This window comes from Erythrobacter sp. SCSIO 43205 (assembly GCF_019904235.1).
In the GTDB taxonomy this organism is placed as follows: Bacteria; Pseudomonadota; Alphaproteobacteria; order Sphingomonadales; family Sphingomonadaceae; genus Erythrobacter.
Genome location: NZ_CP063202.1, coordinates 377,422 through 394,164, shown reverse-complemented (window position 1 = coordinate 394,164; position 16,743 = coordinate 377,422). Strand labels below are relative to the sequence as shown.

Annotated in this window: 15 protein-coding genes; 6 read left to right on the top strand and 9 right to left on the bottom strand. The window is 58.1% G+C overall.

Features of this window, described 5'->3' with window-relative positions; genetic code table 11:
* Positions 1–3: 3 nt before the first annotated feature.
* Positions 4–606 carry an exopolysaccharide biosynthesis protein gene (locus tag INR77_RS01990; RefSeq protein WP_223072282.1) on the bottom strand — a complete coding sequence of 201 codons (603 nt, stop codon included), beginning with the start codon at positions 604–606 and terminating at the stop codon, positions 4–6.
* 338 nt (positions 607–944) lie between these two features.
* Here INR77_RS01990 and INR77_RS01985 point away from each other — a divergent pair, with 338 nt between their 5' ends.
* Complete coding sequence (locus INR77_RS01985) at positions 945–1,691, top strand: electron transfer flavoprotein subunit beta/FixA family protein (protein ID WP_223072281.1); 747 nt, start codon at positions 945–947, stop codon at positions 1,689–1,691.
* Between the two features lie 31 nt (positions 1,692–1,722).
* Complete coding sequence (locus tag INR77_RS01980; protein ID WP_223072280.1) at positions 1,723–2,655, top strand: electron transfer flavoprotein subunit alpha/FixB family protein; 933 nt, start codon at positions 1,723–1,725, stop codon at positions 2,653–2,655.
* Between the two features lie 56 nt (positions 2,656–2,711).
* On the opposite strand, the gene INR77_RS01975 is transcribed toward INR77_RS01980, so the two are convergent.
* The 6 genes from INR77_RS01975 to INR77_RS01950 form a co-directional block, all read right to left on the bottom strand.
* Complete coding sequence (locus INR77_RS01975; protein ID WP_223072279.1) at positions 2,712–3,209, bottom strand: flagellar biosynthesis repressor FlbT; 498 nt, start codon at positions 3,207–3,209, stop codon at positions 2,712–2,714.
* A gap of 71 nt (positions 3,210–3,280) precedes the next feature.
* On the bottom strand, positions 3,281–4,543 hold the full coding sequence (locus tag INR77_RS01970) for a DUF445 domain-containing protein (RefSeq protein ID WP_255574040.1): 1,263 nt from the start codon (positions 4,541–4,543) through the stop codon (positions 3,281–3,283).
* Positions 4,544–4,650: 107 nt separating this feature from the next.
* Positions 4,651–8,154 carry an efflux RND transporter permease subunit gene (locus INR77_RS01965; protein ID WP_223072278.1) on the bottom strand — a complete coding sequence of 1,168 codons (3,504 nt, stop codon included), beginning with the start codon at positions 8,152–8,154 and terminating at the stop codon, positions 4,651–4,653.
* Positions 8,155–8,163: 9 nt separating this feature from the next.
* Positions 8,164–9,357 carry an efflux RND transporter periplasmic adaptor subunit gene (locus tag INR77_RS01960; protein ID WP_223072277.1) on the bottom strand — a complete coding sequence of 398 codons (1,194 nt, stop codon included), beginning with the start codon at positions 9,355–9,357 and terminating at the stop codon, positions 8,164–8,166.
* 292 nt (positions 9,358–9,649) lie between these two features.
* Positions 9,650–9,919 carry a GlsB/YeaQ/YmgE family stress response membrane protein gene (locus INR77_RS01955; protein WP_223072276.1) on the bottom strand — a complete coding sequence of 90 codons (270 nt, stop codon included), beginning with the start codon at positions 9,917–9,919 and terminating at the stop codon, positions 9,650–9,652.
* A 142-nt stretch (positions 9,920–10,061) separates the two neighbouring features.
* Entirely contained in the window at positions 10,062–10,361 is a 300-nt protein-coding gene (locus tag INR77_RS01950) for a DUF1153 domain-containing protein (protein WP_061927118.1), read from the bottom strand.
* Between the two features lie 655 nt (positions 10,362–11,016).
* On the opposite strand from INR77_RS01950, the gene mnmA reads away from it, so the two are divergent.
* Positions 11,017–12,189 (top strand): tRNA 2-thiouridine(34) synthase MnmA, encoded by a 1,173-nt coding sequence (gene mnmA, locus INR77_RS01945; protein WP_223072275.1) that lies wholly within the window; start codon positions 11,017–11,019, stop codon positions 12,187–12,189.
* An 11-nt stretch (positions 12,190–12,200) separates the two neighbouring features.
* Here mnmA and INR77_RS01940 read toward each other — a convergent pair whose 3' ends face one another.
* Positions 12,201–12,554, bottom strand: coding sequence for a hypothetical protein (locus tag INR77_RS01940; RefSeq protein ID WP_223072274.1), 354 nt, complete (start codon positions 12,552–12,554; stop codon positions 12,201–12,203).
* Between the two features lie 35 nt (positions 12,555–12,589).
* Between INR77_RS01940 and INR77_RS01935 the strand changes: the two genes are divergently transcribed.
* Positions 12,590–13,720 carry a serine hydrolase gene (locus tag INR77_RS01935; RefSeq protein WP_223072273.1) on the top strand — a complete coding sequence of 377 codons (1,131 nt, stop codon included), beginning with the start codon at positions 12,590–12,592 and terminating at the stop codon, positions 13,718–13,720.
* A gap of 9 nt (positions 13,721–13,729) precedes the next feature.
* Here INR77_RS01935 and pdxH read toward each other — a convergent pair whose 3' ends face one another.
* Positions 13,730–14,395 (bottom strand): pyridoxamine 5'-phosphate oxidase, encoded by a 666-nt coding sequence (gene pdxH, locus INR77_RS01930; RefSeq protein WP_223072272.1) that lies wholly within the window; start codon positions 14,393–14,395, stop codon positions 13,730–13,732.
* Between the two features lie 247 nt (positions 14,396–14,642).
* Here pdxH and INR77_RS01925 point away from each other — a divergent pair, with 247 nt between their 5' ends.
* On the top strand, positions 14,643–15,644 hold the full coding sequence (locus tag INR77_RS01925; RefSeq protein WP_223072271.1) for a DnaJ C-terminal domain-containing protein: 1,002 nt from the start codon (positions 14,643–14,645) through the stop codon (positions 15,642–15,644).
* A gap of 42 nt (positions 15,645–15,686) precedes the next feature.
* Positions 15,687–16,739 (top strand): YihY/virulence factor BrkB family protein, encoded by a 1,053-nt coding sequence (locus INR77_RS01920; RefSeq protein ID WP_255573869.1) that lies wholly within the window; start codon positions 15,687–15,689, stop codon positions 16,737–16,739.
* Positions 16,740–16,743: the final 4 nt, after the last annotated feature.

Sequence of the window (16,743 nt, the reverse complement as noted above, 5' to 3'; positions counted from 1 at the left end):
CCTTTAAAACAGCAGCGAGTTGGCGGCTGTGTAAAGGCTGACGATGGATATCGCGATGGCGAGCAACATAAGCGCGCCATCGCGGACCGTCAGAGCAAGGCCAAAGGCGGCAATCGCCGAAAACGGAAGCAAAGCGGCGAGCGGCACCAGCTCCAGCGGCACGATCACCGCGCACAGCACCATCACAATAGCAGAGGCAATGCGCGGCATCGGATCGCTCGTCGCCCACTCCAGCCGTCCGTGAAACAGCTTGTCCATGACCTGCGCCGGCTTTGACAGCGCATCGCGCGCATTTTGCAGCTTTTCTCCAGAAACCGAACGCTGGCTTAAAAATTCCGGCAGCCAGAAATGGGTTCGTCCCACTACCATCTGGCCCGCGATCAGTGCGATGATCAGCGCCAGAATACTCGGTACGGTCGGGATGCCTCCCAAGGGCGATGCCCCTAAAAGAGCAGGCACCAAAAGCATCGGCCCATAGCCACGCGCGCCGAATGTCTCGACAACCTGGTCAACGCAGACCTCTCCATCTTCGGCGCCGAGCTCTCCCAACTTGTCGACCACGGCCTCAGCCGATTGTTCCTGACTGGATTGGGATTTCTTAGCCAAAAGAAGGGGTGTCCATTTCGCTGCCTCATGTCTTTTCGCTTTGACTGATCGATCAAAGGCGTTCCTGATAAACGCGTTAGCATGACACCTTCGCGAAACGAAGCGGAGCCAAAGCCTGGCCGATATTGAGCCGTACTCAACCTCCCTCGCATTAAAGATGATGGACGTACGGCTATGAACTTGGCAAGGCGTGGTGCGAAACGGCTTCTCCAAGGGGCTGGATCCAATTGCGTCCCAAGGTTGACGTTTACGTAAACGCGAGCTAGGGCGCGGTCACACAGGTTTCACGCGGGCGCCCGATTCCCATATCGGGCCCGCGCAATGGGAAAGGTAGAGCCATGAAAATCCTCGTCCCCGTCAAGCGGGTGATTGATTACAACGTCAAGCCACGGGTCAAAGCCGATGGCACTGGTGTTGATCTTGCCAATGTGAAAATGAGCATGAACCCCTTTGACGAAATCGCTGTCGAAGAAGCGATCCGCATCAAGGAAGCGGGCAAGGCAGAAGAAATCATCGCGGTTTCTGTAGGCCCTGCAAAGGCTCAGGAAACGCTGCGCACGGCACTTGCCATGGGTGCAGACCGCGCGATCCTCGTTGAAACCGATGAAGAAGTTGAGCCACTCGCGGTTGCAAAAATCCTCAAAGCCATCGCCGACGAAGAGCAACCCGGCCTCGTTGTTTTGGGCAAGCAGTCGATCTCTGACGACAGCAACCAGACCGGCCAAATGCTCGCCGCGCTTATGAACCGCCCGCAAGGCACCTTCGCCAACACTGTCGAAGTCGACGGCGATGCAGTTGTTGTGAAGCGCGAAATCGACGGCGGTCTTGAAACGGTCAAGCTCACCATGCCAGCGATTGTCACCACCGACCTTCGCCTGAACGAGCCTCGCTACGCTTCGCTTCCCAACATCATGAAAGCGAAGAAGAAGCCACTCGACACCAAGACCCCTGCGGACTTTGGCGTCGATATCGCACCGCGTCTGACCACCACCAACGTTTCCGAACCTCCGGTTCGCCAGGCGGGTGAAAAGGTCGAGGACGTCGACGCTCTCGTTGCGAAGATCAAGGAGCTGGGGATCGCTTAAGCGGCCCGGCTAAGGAAAAGGACAAACAGATATGAACACTCTGGTTCTGGTCGAACATGACAATGCATCGGTCAACGACGCGACTCTCGCAGTGGTCACTGCGGCTAGCAAACTTGGCGACGTAACCGCTCTGGTTGCTGGCTCAAACTGCGGCGGCGCTGCTGAAGCGGCGGCGAAAATCGCTGGCGTTTCAAAAGTATTGAAAGCCGACGATGCCGCATATGGCGAGGGTCTGGCTGAGAACGTAGCGCCGCTCGTGGCTGGCATTATGGCTGACTATGACGCGCTGCTCGCCCCTGCGACCACCTCGGGCAAGAATATTGCGCCGCGCGTTGCCGCCATGCTCGACGTCATGCAAATTTCGGACATTCTTTCGGTCGAAGGTCCAAAGACTTTCACCCGTCCGATCTACGCAGGCAACGCTATCGCAACGGTCGAAAGCTCGGATGCTAAGCTCGTCATCACCGTTCGCGGCACGGCCTTTGAAAAGGCGGCTGCTGAAGGTGGATCGGCTTCCATCGAAGACGCATCTGGCGCAGGCGATGCCGGCATCTCCAGCTTTGTCAGCCGCGAAGTCGCCGATGGCGGCGACCGTCCTGAACTCACCAGCGCCAAGGTCATCGTCTCAGGTGGCCGCGCTCTGAAAGACGGCGAAACCTTCGAGCAGATCATCAATCCGCTTGCCGACAAGCTTGGTGCCGCTATCGGCGCATCGCGCGCGGCGGTTGACGCTGGTTATGTGCCCAATGATTATCAAGTCGGTCAAACCGGTAAGATCGTGGCTCCTGAAGTTTACATCGCTATCGGCATCTCTGGCGCTATTCAGCACCTTGCCGGGATGAAAGACTCCAAAGTCATCATCGCGATCAACAAGGATGAAGATGCCCCCATCTTCCAAGTGGCAGACATCGGTCTTGTCGCTGACCTGTTTAACGCCGTGCCGGAAATGACCAGCGCTCTTTAAGCGAAATAGAGAGTCCAAAAGAAAGGCCTCGGTGTACTCGCACCGGGGCCTTTTTCTTAGGATGCCTCTTTCCATCCATGGCCTGGTACCTGAGCGCTCATCGGTGCTGTGCGATCGGCAGCGCAAGCTGTTTTCGCGCGTGGGTTTAGCACTTGTGTGATCTGGGACGCTGCGATGGCTCCGGCGCTGCGCTTAGCCTCTGCACGCTTTCCGCCGATCAGGGCGAGCGTGCATTTGCGGATTTCTTCCGCTATCTCGGGCGCGTCATCCTCAAGGATGATCTGCGAGAGCAAGCCGAATAAACGCAGGCGCGCATCAGCAAAGCGCAGTTCACTATGCGCTACCTGCGAGAGCGACAGATAAAGCTCAATATGCGGCTCGCGCGCCCGCGTCGCTGATATCCTTCGGCCTGTGAAGACAGCGGCACTGTGGCAGATTTCGAAGCCGCAATCGCTCTTTGCGGTGACAAGAGCGCCGTTGATAACAGCCTGCTCACCCGCTTTGAGCGCTAGAGTGTGCAGCATGGGCACTGGGTCGGGGACGTGGTTATTCATGGCAAAGCTTAAGACGGCCATTGGGCGGTCACTTTGCTAGGGAAGAGCGCGGAGTTGGTATACTCAAAGAGCTAAAGGAAGCTCGTGATGAAGTGCAGTGTCATACCGACCAACCCGCCCACCAGCGTGCCGTTGATGCGAATGAACTGAAGATCGCGGCCCACCGCGCTCTCAATCCGGCCGGTAATGGTGGTCGCATCCCAGCGCTTCACCGTTTCCGACACCAGCGTCACAATCTCGCTGCCATAACGGGTGGCAATCCCGACCGCTGTGCGCCGTGCAAAACGGTTGATCTGCGTTTGCAGGCGGTCATCCTGTTTCAACGCCTCACCCAAATCAGCAAGGCCGACCCGCATATCATTGCCAAGCTCGCTATTGGGATCGCGCGCGCGGCGGATAAGCGATTGGCGAATACGCTCCCACACGCCCATCCACCATTCCGCCACGGCCGGATTTTCAAGAAGATCGTTCTTCATTTCCTCAACCCGTTTGCGGGTTTCAGGATCGTGCTGAAGATCGTGAGCGAGTTTTTGCAGACCCTCCTCGATTTTCTCTCGCAATGGGTGATCGGGATCGACAAGTACTTCGGCAAGGAGCTTATAAAGGCCATCAAGAACATTGGACGAGATAGTCTTATCAAGCCCCGCCCAACGCAAAACGCCATTCACCCTTTCATGGATGATAGCGCGCACGGTTTCCTCATTGTCTTCCAATGTGAGCCCGGCCCAGCGGACAAAGCCATTGATAAGAGGCAGATGACGTTGATCCGCCATGGTGTTTTCAAGCATTCGTCCCGCCAGAGGCGAAATGTCGAGCTTGCTCAATTGCCGGCCCAGCCCTGCGCGCACCTGATTGCCGAGGCGGTCAGGATCAAGCGATTCGAGCACTTCGGCAAGCAGTTCAGCGGCGCCCCCTGTGATGCGCGACCGGTTGTCGGCGCCGTCGTCTTCGGGACTGACGGCGAGGAAATCACCGATAGCGCGCGCGACATTCATGCCCGACATCCGCCGCGCGACGACGGTGGGGGTGAGGAAGTTCTCCTGCAGGAACTGCGCCATAGTGTCCGCGATGCGGTCTTTGTTGGAAGGGATGATCGCGGTGTGGGGGATGGGCAGGCCCAAAGGATGGCGGAAAAGCGCGGTGACGGCAAACCAGTCGGCAAGCCCGCCAACCATGGCAGCTTCGGCAAAGGCGTTGACATAGCCCCATGCAGGATGCGCAGGAACAAGACCGTGGGTCGTGAAGAACAAGGCCCCCATGGCAATGAGCAGCCCTGTGGCGGTCCAGCGCATACGCCGGGCGCGGTCCGCGCTCAGCGGTTCTCCGCCGAACATTGAGGGTTCTGTTTGAATGCTGCTAGCCATTGTGCCGCGCTATCTGCCGCAAAGACGGTCCTTGGGGAAGTCCCAAGGCATCGTCTTTGTGAGGCTTTTTGATCGGCTTACTCCGCAGGCTCGGCTCCCGGAGGGAGGCGACGCGCAGGGATCGGTTCAGCGCCAGCGCTGCCGCCTTCGGGCTCAATCGGCTTTGTGTCATCGCCGGGTTTGTAGGTCAGCAATGTCTCGCGCAGCCACGGGCCAACGCGGCGTTCAAACCCGTCGGCAAGGCTGAACCCTGCGGGGACGATCACAAGCGTCAGCAGCGTAGAGAGGATAAGGCCGCCAATCACCACCACGCCCATAGGCTGACGCCACGCACCATCACCGCTTAGCGAGATTGCGACCGGAACCATGCCAGCGGTCATTGCAACCGTAGTCATGACGATCGGCTGTGCGCGTTTGTGGCCCGCTTCGAGGATTGCCTCAAGCTTGGACGTGCCCCTCTCCATCTCCTCAATCGCGAAATCGATAAGCAGGATCGAGTTTTTGGAGACGATGCCAAGCAACAGGAGGATGCCGATATAAACCGGCATGGATTGCGGCATACCAAGCAGCCAGACCAGCAAAATGCCGCCCAAAGGCGCGAGCGCCAGAGAGGTCATATTGACCAGCGGGCTCATCAAACGCTTGTAGAGGAGGACCAGGCAAGCAAACACCAGCAGGACGCCTGCGATAATCGCAATGACGAGGTTCGCCTGCAATTCTTGCTGCCACTCCTCTTCGCCGACCACATCGCGGATAACGCCTGTAGGCAGATTTTGAAGAATGGGCAGCGCATCAATCTCGGCCTGCGCCTCGCCTTTCAAGACACCACTTGCAAGATCAGCACCGACCAGAACGCGGCGGTTCTGATTATAGCGCTGGATGGCTGTCGGGCCAGAACCAAACTCAATATCGGCAACGCGGCTGAGTGGTACGGTCCCGCCGCGATTGGTGGGAACGGGCAGGTTCTCAATCGTGGTAAGACTGCTCCGCGATTCTTCAGAGAGTTTGACGCGGATCGGAATTTGACGGTCCGAGAGCGAGAAGCGCGCAGCGTTCTGTTCAATCTCACCCAATGTGGCGATGCGGATCGTAGATGACAAAGCGATAGTGCTCACGCCCAGCTCAGCGGCGATTTGTTCGCGCGGGGTAATGATGATCTCTGGACGATTGAGGTCTGCGGCCACACGCGGCGCAACCAGACTGTCGATCCCGCGCATTTGCTCGACCAAAGTCGCAGCCGTCTCTTCAAGCAGGTCAGGGTTGGACCCTGCGAGCATGATGGTCATATCGCGGCCCGAACCAAAGCCGCCGCTTTGCGAGCGGAAACGCACCCGCGCATCGGGTATCTTGGCGAGTTCCGGCGCGAGCTCACGCTCAAACTCGATTGAGGTGCGTTCGCGGTCCTCCTTGAGCTTCACGAAAATGGTCGAATTGCCGATGCGAATGCGCTGCATGGTGCGCTCCACCTCGGGCTGCTCGCGCAAGATGGCGTCGACCTTATCGGAGACAACCTTGGTCGAGGCGAGCGTTGTGCCGGGCACCATCTCGATTTCGACCGCAGAGTTTTCATCGTCAATCGTTGGCTGGAACTGCGGCGGGATTTGCCCGAACAGCAGCATCGTCACGAGGAACGAGAACCAACCGATGGCGAGCATCCAGATCCGATGATCGTAAAAACGAGCCGTGAGATAGGTGGTCGCGCCCGGTTTGCTGCGCCCGATATTGCCGAGAAATTCAATCAGCTTGAACACGCCCAATCCAGCCAGCAATGCAAGCAAGGAGGCAAGCAGCAATTGCACGATCTCGAAGGCCTTGGAGATGAGGAAGTGCAACATTGAAAACTTGTCATCGGTCACAGCCGACGCAAGCGCGTCCGGGATGCCAATGCCGCTGATCGCGTTAAAGCCCATGAACAATGCAACAGCCGTTACCGCCAAGAGCAGGATCGTCACAAGAAGCAGCGCGGGAATATACAACCAGCGTTTGCGCGGTGGCTCGACCCCTTCACGCCGGGCCCGCAGGCCGTTTCGATCAAGTGTCCAGCGAAGCACCGCCATATAGCGGTCCATCCATGGCCCTTCGCCGTGGGAGCCAGCACCTTTGGCGGATAGGAAATAGGCGGCCATAAGCGGCGTGACCATCCGCGCAACGGCGAGCGACATCAAAACGGCGACCACAACGGTCAGGCCGAAGTTCTTGAAGAATTGCCCCGTAACACCCGGCATGAGGCCAACGGGCAGGAACACCGCAACGATACAAAAGCTCGTGGCTACCACCGGAAGACCGATTTCGTCGGCGGCATCGATACTCGCCTGATAAGCGGTTTTGCCCATGCGCATATGGCGCACGATATTCTCAATCTCCACGATCGCGTCATCGACCAGAACGCCTGCGACAAGGGCAAGCGCAAGAAGCGAGAGGAAGTTGAGGTTGAACCCGAGCAAATCCATGAAGAAGAAGGTCGGTATGGCTGAGAGCGGGATCGCCACCGCACTGATCAAGGTCGCTCGCCAATCGCGCAGGAAGAAGAACACCACGATCACCGCCAGAACAGCGCCTTCGATCAATGCTGAAATCGAACTTTTGTACTGGCTTTCAGTGTATGTGGTGGAGGTGAACATCCGAATGAAGCGCACGCCTTCGGTTTCCGCCTCAATCTTGTCGAGCTCTTCCATCGCGGCATCATAGACCGCCAAATCAGACGCACCGCGCGCCCGGTTCATGTAGAAATTGACCACCTCGCGGTCGATCACTTCGCTGACCGATGTCCGCTCACCAATACCGTCGCGGACAGTGGCCACATCAGCCACGCGAATGGTGCGCCCGTCACCCAGCTGAATCTGGCGCTGTGAGAGTTCGTAAGCACTGTCATCATTGCCCAGAACGCGCAGGGATTGGCGCGTGCCACCAACCTCGGCAAGACCGCCTGCCGCATCAAGATTGGATGAGCGCAACACATTGTTGATCTGCGTGGCGGTGACGCCAAAAGCCTGCATTTTCGCAGGGTCAAGGATCACTTCGATCTCGCGGTCAACACCGCCGAAACGGCCCACTTCTGCCATGCCGTTGATTTGAAGGAGACGCTTTGCCACCGTATCGTCGATGAACCAGCTGAGCTCTTCGATGGTCATATCGTCGGCTTCGACCGCGATATAGCCAATCGGATCGCCAGCAATATCTACCTTGTTGATGCGCGGCTCAAGAATGCCGTCGGGAAGGCTAGCCCTTACAGACGCAACCGCGGTTTCGACCTCATTGACCGCCTCGATAATGTCAGTGCCGACTTCAAATTCGACAAATGTCGAAGAGCTGCCTTCGCTTGCGGTGGATTGGATTGAATTGACCCCGCTGATTGAGCGCAGCGCGCTTTCCACGCGTTGAGTAATCTGGTTTTCGATCTCTGTCGGCGAGGCACCGGGCTGTGAGATGTTTACCTGAACGCCCGGAAACTCAACATCCGGATTGTTGGTCACATCCATGCGTAAAAAGCTGACCAGCCCTGCAAACAACAGCGCGGTGAAAAGCACCAGCGGGATAACCGGATTGCGGATCGACCAAGCGGAAAGATTACGAAAATTCATGGCGTTGGCCTATTGTTCAGCGCGCTTGGGATTGACGGTTTCACCCGGATTGAGGAACCCGCCCGCTTTTTCAACGATGCTTTCATTACCGGTAAGCCCGCCGACGATGGCAATGCCTTGGGGGGTCACCATGCCCGTTTCCACTGGCGTGCGCACTGCCTTGTTCTCAGCATCGATCACATAGACATAGCTGCCTTCTTCATCGGCAAGAACCGCGCTTTCAGGAAGGACAGTCGCGGTCACACTGCCGCTGTTGATGGTTGCGGTGGCAAAACCTCCGGGACGAAGCTCTGGCGCGTACGACAAGGCAATCCGCGCCGTGCCCTGACGGGTTTGCGCATCAATGGTCGGTGAAAGCTGCCAAACCTGTCCAGTGAAGCTTTTCTCAGATCCGGTTGGCGTAACGCTGGCCTGAACTCCGGTGGAAAGCGAGGCGAGCTGGCTTTCACTGACCTGCGCCATCATTTCAAATTCGCCGCCGCGCGCAATGGTGAACAATGCGCCCGATCCCGCGCTCACCGTTTGGCCGGGTTCAACGTTGCGCTCAAGCACATAACCAGAGGCGGGTGCGACGATGTTGAGCCGCGCGTTGCGTGCACGAAGCTCTGAAAGCTGGGCCCGCGCGACCTTGATCCGGGCAACCGCCGAATCGCGCGTTGCGGTGAGGCGGTCGATTTCCGCCTTGGAGATAAAGCCTCGCTCAACCAGTTGCAGGGCCCGGTCGAGATTGGATTGCGCCAGATCGGCATCGGCCTGCGCCACGGCAATCTGCGCTTCCTGAGCGGCGGCCTGCTGCGTTTGAACCGAACGGTCGATCACAGCCAGCACCTCGCCTTGGCGCACCCAATCACCAGCATCGACGCGCACCGAGAGAACCTGGCCTCCCTCGCCCACTACGCCCACCGGCATCGGACGACGCGCTGCAATCGTGCCAGGAGCAGTAATGGTTCCGTTCACCGTAGTCTGACCAGGCGCGATCACCGTGACGACAGGCGCCTGAGCATTGTCATCGCCAGCCCCGACCGGCTCTCCGCCGGCAAGCGCGAAATAGGCGCCCAGGGCCAAAAACAAAGCGAGCACAATACCGCCCGCAATCAAAAGGTTGCGCATGAGATTAGAACCCTGTTTTTCCTGATACCGCGCAAGCGCGTCGGCAGGGATGTCATCCTGCGCTTCGGCTGTGATCGTGGACGCGTAATTCATGCTATTTGCCTTCTAAACGGAGCCCTCATGCACTCCGGTGCCAAACACGCTGCAAAGCGCGCTCAGTGTATTACAGGTATAAGTCACCCTTCGCAATCCCTCATAGCTGAGCACTGTGAAAGGGCAATGCGCCCCTCGACGGGTGACTTTGAGCCTAGACGAGGGACATCCCCGCAAGGTTCCCGTCAATCAGGGTTTTCACGCAAGTAAAGGGCGATACTGGTCGTGCCAGCATCGCCCTTAAATATTTGAATCTATCATGTTTTTAAGGCAGCTTCGCCTCAGTCAAAGCTCAGCCTTGAACGCGTCCACGCTGGATCAGGTTCAGAATTCCGAGCAGGACGACCGCGCCGACCACTGCGACACCAAGCCCGATAAGTGAAAATTCCTGAACGCTTCCGCTGATACCAAGCAGCGGCCCGACAATCATATTGCCGATAACCGAGCCGATACAGCCCACAACGATGTTCCAGAAAATGCCCATGGAGGCATCGCGGTTCATAACCATGCTGGCCAGCCAGCCGGCGACACCGCCTACGATAAGTGCAACAATCCAACCCATATTTATTCTCCTTCCACCCTTGTTACCCTTCGCTTGGAAAAGAGTTCCAAACAACGGGCCGTGCGCTCAATTAGCGCACTTTGAGTGGGAGTGAAATATGGGTCTTTGTAAGAGAGAGTATGCCGGTGCGACCTCGCTCGCGTCAGTATTTCAATTGGCGTTCATAAAGGTCGCGATAGTGCTGAATGCGGGTCACGCGAAGGCCCTGCATACCAGAACGATCAACCGCGCGCTGCCATGAGGCGAACTCTTCGAGCGTGAGCGAATAGCGTTCAAGCACTTCGTCAATCGTGAGCAGGCCACCGTTTACAGCGGCAACCACTTCGGCCTTGCGACGCACGACCCACCGTTTGGTGGATGGCGAAGGAAGATCGTCCAAGGTCAACGGCTCGCCGAGCGGGCCGATCACTTGTGCTGGACGGATATCCTGATTCTCAATCATTACTTCTCTCTCGCAACGCCCGGAGCGCAATGAGCCGTAGGGGTCGGCTCTGCTTGGGGAATTTGTGTCTTTGGTGTGTCTGTTACATTTGAATACATGACAGACGATGTTTTGCGGTGCTCTAAACCCTTATGGTTAACACCGCGTTGGTCTTCATCATTCGCTCGAAAAAAACGTGCAGCGGCTTCGGCAAAATGAACGTCACACCCGCTCTCACCGGCACATTCAGCAAGGCCAAGCTTGGCGTTTCTGTCCTTTGAAAGGAGCATTCTGAAGTCTCGCGCGGCATTGAATCTGGCGGTAAGCTCACCCCAACCAATGGCGCGCAAAGCCTGAGGGTCAGCGTCATCACCGCTGGCATCCGCAGCATAAATGTGCAGCGCCTCGTCATTGCTTTTGGAAGAAGCAACGCGATGGGCGGATGCGAACGCAGATGGGTCGGCTTTTTCGAACATGACCCAAGGTATAAGGCGCGGTTGTCAAAATGTGGTAAAACCGGGCTTTACCAACGCTTAGGAATAGTGCCCAAATCCTTAGCAAGGCGATGTTGGCGCAAGTTAACGCGCCAAAAACACCTGTAAAATCAGCTTCGTGAGATGTAAAACCAAGCTGCGCTGGCCAATTGCCCCGGGCATACTTATATGGCGCGGCGAGTATGAATAGCACCCTTGCCTCCACCATTAGTCCCACTTTTGGGCTCGATACGGCCGCTTTGTTCGACCTTTCGCGCCCTGCGTCTGAATGCCGAATCGTCGTCGCGATGAGCGGCGGGGTCGATTCGTCCGTTGTCGCAGCGCTCGCCGCTGATACAGGCGCAGAGGTTATCGGCATCACGCTGCAGCTTTATGATTATGGCGCTGCCACAGGCCGCAAGGGCGCGTGTTGTGCGGGCGATGACATCGCTGATGCGCGTGCGGTGTGCGATCGGCTTGGCATTGCGCACTATGTCTTCGATCATGAAAGCGCCTTTAAAGAAGAAGTCGTCGACCAGTTCGCTGACGAATATCTTGCAGGCCGCACGCCGGTGCCGTGCATCCGCTGTAATATGGGGCCCAAGTTTACTGACCTGTTCCGCATGGCGCGCGAGCTTGGCGCGGATTGCCTGGCGACTGGGCATTATGTTCGCCGCGTTGAGGCAGAAGACGGACCACATCTCTACCGCGCCCATGATGCAACGCGCGATCAGTCCTACTTCCTCTATGCAACCACGCGCGAGCAACTCGACTACATCCGCTTTCCCCTTGGCGGACTTCCCAAGACCAAGGTGCGCGAGCTTGCCGAGGCGGCTGGCCTGCGCAATGCGATGAAGCCCGATAGTCAGGACATCTGCTTTGTGCCCGACGGGAACTACGCCAAGATCGTGACCAAGCTGCGTCCCGAAGGCGGTGTGCCGGGCAATATCGTTCACGCGGCGACTGGCGAGGTTCTGGGCGAGCACAAGGGCATCGTCCACTACACCGTGGGCCAGCGCAAAGGGCTTGATATAGGCGGACAGCCAGAGCCTCTTTATGTGATCAAGCTTGACGCCGAAACGCGCGAGGTTCGCGTAGGGCCCAAGCGGATGCTGGCGGTGGAAAGCGCCGAGGTGATCGAAACAAACCGTATCGGCGCCATCCCCGAAGGTGCGCAGCTCACCGCAAAGGTTCGCAGTCTTGCAAAGCCTGTACCGATCACGCTTGAAGGGCCGCTCGGCGACGATGCAACGACCCGCATCCGTTTTGGGGAGCCTGAATTCGGCGTTGCTCCGGGGCAGGCTGCGGTGATCTATGCGGGTGAGCGGGTGATTGGCGGCGGATGGATCGATTCGACCGAAGCGGTCGCGTCTTAAGCGGTTTCGGCCTACCCCTCCCACTTCTCCAGCACGCAACCATAGCCTTCGCGTTTGGTTGCGGTGACACTTTCGACGAAGGGGATGGTTGCGGTCACGCTTTGCGCCTCTGCATCCTCGCTCAGGGAAACCATTTCCATCCCGCCAAGTTTGTCCTTGCTGCAATCGTCCAGATCACGGCCCGCGACAAAGCGGCATGAGCAAGCCACACGCGCGGCATAGCTTGTTGCAACGCCTGAATAGCCTGCAATCGGAGCCCGGTTGAGCCAGAGCACAGCCGCAATCAGAGCCACGAGGATGAGCAGCCCGATCACTGCGAGCCGTTTGCCCATCGAACCGTTTTGGCGTCCACTCGTATTTGCCATTGCTTTGCTCTTATCCTTGTCCGATTGAGCGCATCATGATGCGTATTTGCCGTTCCTCTATCCTTGCTGCCGCCATCCTTCCAGCCCTCATCTCTTGTGGAGAGGCTCCGCCGCCTGCCCCGCCGCCACTTCCGCAAGAAGCACTCGACGCGGTTACCGATGACGCGGGCGCGCCGATGGATCAGCTTGCGCGCCAGATCGACGAGCTGTTTACGAAAGAAGGGCTTGGCGAAACGCGCGCCGTTTTCCTCATGGTTGATGGCAAAATCGCAGCCGAGCGATACGCGGAAGGGTATGATGCTGACACCCGGCACATCAGCTGGTCGATGGCCAAGACGGTCACGGCGGTCCTGATCGGGATGCTGGTTGCAGATGGTTTGCTCGACGAAGACAGCCCTGCCCCCATTCCCGATTGGCAGAGGAGCGGCGACCCACGCGCTGAGATTACACTGGAACATCTCCTGCAAATGCGCAGCGGGCTTCGCCATACCGAAGCGGGCGATCCGCCTTATGAGAGCTCCGAGGTGCGGATGCTTTTCCTCGATGGGCGCGACGATATGGCCAAATGGGCCAAGGAGCAGCCGCTTGAGGCAGAGCCGGGCGAAAAGTTTGAGTATTCCTCGAACACTACCGTAATCCTTGCCGATATTGCCGCCAATGCTTTGACCGATAGCAAGAACCCCGACACCCGCCGCCGCGCGGTGGCGAACTACCTTGAAGAGCGCCTGTTCGCTCCCCTTGGCATGACCTCTATGGTGCCCGAATTCGACGCTTCGGGAACGCTCATCGGGGGCAGCCTGATGCACGCCAGCGCTGCCGATTATGCCAAGTTTGGCGAATTCCTGCGCGCCGGCGGTAAAGCGCCATCGGGTGAGCAATTGGTGCCAAGCGGCTGGGTTGAAAAGATGCTGAGGCCAAGCCCGGCAAGCGCCCACTATGGCTATCAAATCTGGCTCAACCGCCCCAATGCGAACCTCGAATGGCCGCACCCGCTGTTCCCGGACAGAGCGCCGCAAAGCCTTTTCTCACTCATCGGCCATATGGGTCAGTATGTGCTTGTCTCTCCCGATCAAAAGGTAACGCTGGTGCGACTGGGCCATTCGACCAGCGAGGAGCGGCGAGCGATGCTGCAAGAAGCCGCGGATGTGCTCGCGCTCTATCCATAGATACGAGCGCTAGGGATAAAGCAGCGTATCGCTCCATTTGAGCGCATCGCCCGCGCCCGAAAGGGTGAACTGCCGCCGGTCGTGGAGGCGATTGTCGCGGTCAATCCAGAACTCAATCCGCTCAGGGCGCAGAGTAAAGCCCGTCCAATGCGGCGGGCGCGGAACTTTGCCGTCCTGCTCATATTTAGCCCAGATTTGCGTCACCTTGTCGATGTAATCCTGCCGGTTTTCCATCGGGCGTGATTGATCGCTTGCCGCTGATCCGACCTGGCTTTTGTAGGGGCGCGAGTGAAAATATTCGTCAGCGCGCTCCGGCGACACCTCTTCCAAAGGCCCCTCGATCCGGATTTGACGGCGCAAGGACTTCCAATGGAACAGCAGGCTCGCCTTCATATTGGAACGGATTTCGCCCCCTTTGCGGCTGTCGGCATTGGTGAAGAAGGTGAAACCGCCCCTCCCGCTTTCATGGGCACCGTGCCCCTTCAAAAGCACCATGCGCACCGAAGGCATCGCATCAGGGGTCGCTGTCGCCAGCGCCATCGCGTTGGGATCGTTCAGCTCTGCCTCTTTGGCTAACGCAAACCATTCATCGAACAGCGCGTAAGGATCGCTGCCAGACGGGATGACGCTATCGGCCAATTGCGCCTCATCGAGCGTGTTGGAGTTATTAATCATCAATTCCATTCCTTATCATCGGCTTAGCGTGCAGTTTGAGACACTTGAGACACTGTCCAAGGCGCAATAAATCCAAGCCCGCATTGAGAGACATCAAATCGGGCAATTTTGAGCGGTTTGGTGCGGTCATCGGCGTAGGAGTAAGCTCAACCCGCAAGGTAGGAAAGATGTTCCCTAGCCAGCCAACGCACAGCCAACACACACTGGGTGCTTGAACCTGTTAGCCGTATCACCTAGCTAAGACACCATGCGTGATCCGTATAAAACCCTTGGCATTGCCCGCACGGCCTCCGAAAAGGAGATCAAGAGCGCGTATCGTAAGCTCGCCAAAGAGCTTCACCCTGACCGCAATAAGGACAACCCCAAGGCCGCCGAGAAGTTCTCGGATGCGACCAAGGCCTATGACCTGCTCTCCGACAAGAACAAGCGCGCGCAGTTTGACCGGGGAGAGATCGACGCCGATGGCAATCCCGCGAACCCCTTTGCAGGCATGGGAGCAGGCGGACCGGGCGCTGGGGCACGTGGCTATGGGCCGGGCGCCTCGCGCTCTGGCGGCTTTCGCGACGCCGAGTTTCAGGGCTTTGGCAATGAAGACATGGATTTGGGCGATTTGTTCGAAGGGCTGTTCGGCGGTGGGCGCAGGCGCGCAAGCGAACCACCCAGAGGGGGCTTTGGCGGCGGGGGCTTTGGCGCACGCGGCGCTCCTCCCCCTCGCAAAGGCGCAGACATTCAGTATCGCCTCGCGGTGCCGTTCGTCGATGCAGCGTCGGGCAAGGATCAGCGCATAACGCTCGCCGATGGCAAGGCGATCAGCCTCAAGCTGCCCGCAGGGGTCGAAGATGGCACGCAAATGCGCCTCAAAGGTAAGGGGCATAAGGGCCCCGGCGGCTTTGGCGATGGGATTGTCATGGTCGAAGTGGCCCCTCACCCTTTCTTCAAACGCGATGGCGACAACATCCGCATGGATTTGCCGATCACACTCGATGAAGCGGTGCACGGGGGCAAGGTCAAATGCCCGACGGTCGATGGGCCAGTGATGCTGACGCTGAAACCGGGCGCCAATGGCGGCACGGTCATGCGTTTGAGCGGCAAAGGCTGGACCAAGAAAGGCGCATCTGGCGATAAACCGGCGCGCGGCGACCAGCTGGTGACGCTGGAAATTCAAATGCCCGAAGATCTCGACGCGCTGGCGCAAAAGCTTGGTGATTGGAAAGATCCGGCCAAACCGCGCGCCAAGTTCGGGCTTTAGGCATTGGGCTTTTTGAGAAGGGCCTGTTAAAGCGAGCTGGTTTTGAAACATTCAGCCCCCGCAGCAACCGAGCACGAAACGCCTTCATTCAGCCTGCAGGTTCGCTCGCTTTCGCCCGAAGCGCGGCGATTGAGAGCGCAAAACAACCCGGTTCGCTTTGCCGCTCGTGAGGGCCTCATCACGCATCAGGTCAGTCCGCAGGCAGGTCTGCTTGCGCGCATCGCCCATTACACAGGGCCCGGAACGCGCGTGTTTGAAACCCTGCGCCGCACGCTTTTGGGAACATGGCAGGACGGCTTCATCCATGCAGGCAATCTTGCCTATCTCTCGATGCTGGCAATCTTTCCCTTCTTCATCATCGGCGCAGCATTATTCGACCTGATCGGCGGGCGCGAGCTTGCCCTTGAACTGGTCAATGCGGTGCTCGTGGCAACCCCGCCAACGGTAAGCCGAGCGATTGCCCCTGTCGCGCTTGAAATTGTCGATGTGCCGCAAGGGTGGGTCTTGTGGCTGGGGGTTGGCGTCGCGCTGTGGACGGCCTCCAACCTGATCGAGACGATCCGCGACATCTTGCGCCGCGCTTATGGCACAAAGCCGCTTCTCGCATTCTGGAAAGCACGGCTTTTTTCGGCTGCCCTCATAATCGGCGCGGTCGTGCTTTTGATGGTGTCGCTGTTTGCAAGCGTAATGATCGGGACCATTCAGCAAGTCATTTTGAGCGGTCTGCCGCAATTGTCAGAGATGGTCGCCGATTTGCGGATCTCGCGCATCGTTCCGGCAATTGGCCTGACGGTCGCGCTTTATCTTTTGTTCTATTCACTCACCCCGCCACGCTATCGCCGCGCGCGCTTCCCAAAATGGCCAGGGCCATTGTTCACCGCCGCGTGGTGGATCGGCGTCACCACCATCATGCCGCCGGTCATGCGCAGTGCTATCACCTATGACCTCATCTATGGCAGCATGGCCGGAATTATCATTGCCCTGTTCTTTTTCTGGCTAGTGGGGCTTGGCCTCGTTATCGGAGCAGAATTGAACGCAGCGCTGGCCGAACCGGAAAATGATCCGCAAGGCTTTGCACAAAGCGAAGAGGAATAACGCA

Bases quoted from the DNA above. Each gene is read 5' to 3' on its own strand.
- INR77_RS01985 (WP_223072281.1), top strand. From the start codon at position 945: ATGAAAATCCTCGTCCCCGTCAAGCGGGTGATTGATTACAACGTCAAG.
- INR77_RS01980 (WP_223072280.1), top strand. From the start codon at position 1,723: ATGAACACTCTGGTTCTGGTCGAACATGACAATGCATCGGTCAACGAC.
- INR77_RS01975 (WP_223072279.1), bottom strand. From the start codon at position 3,209: ATGAATAACCACGTCCCCGACCCAGTGCCCATGCTGCACACTCTAGCG.
- INR77_RS01970 (WP_255574040.1), bottom strand. From the start codon at position 4,543: ATGTTCGGCGGAGAACCGCTGAGCGCGGACCGCGCCCGGCGTATGCGC.
- INR77_RS01965 (WP_223072278.1), bottom strand. From the start codon at position 8,154: ATGAATTTTCGTAATCTTTCCGCTTGGTCGATCCGCAATCCGGTTATC.
- INR77_RS01960 (WP_223072277.1), bottom strand. From the start codon at position 9,357: ATGAATTACGCGTCCACGATCACAGCCGAAGCGCAGGATGACATCCCT.
- INR77_RS01955 (WP_223072276.1), bottom strand. From the start codon at position 9,919: ATGGGTTGGATTGTTGCACTTATCGTAGGCGGTGTCGCCGGCTGGCTG.
- INR77_RS01950 (WP_061927118.1), bottom strand. From the start codon at position 10,361: ATGATTGAGAATCAGGATATCCGTCCAGCACAAGTGATCGGCCCGCTC.
- mnmA (WP_223072275.1), top strand. From the start codon at position 11,017: ATGAATAGCACCCTTGCCTCCACCATTAGTCCCACTTTTGGGCTCGAT.
- INR77_RS01940 (WP_223072274.1), bottom strand. From the start codon at position 12,554: ATGGCAAATACGAGTGGACGCCAAAACGGTTCGATGGGCAAACGGCTC.
- INR77_RS01935 (WP_223072273.1), top strand. From the start codon at position 12,590: ATGATGCGTATTTGCCGTTCCTCTATCCTTGCTGCCGCCATCCTTCCA.
- pdxH (WP_223072272.1), bottom strand. From the start codon at position 14,395: ATGATTAATAACTCCAACACGCTCGATGAGGCGCAATTGGCCGATAGC.
- INR77_RS01925 (WP_223072271.1), top strand. From the start codon at position 14,643: ATGCGTGATCCGTATAAAACCCTTGGCATTGCCCGCACGGCCTCCGAA.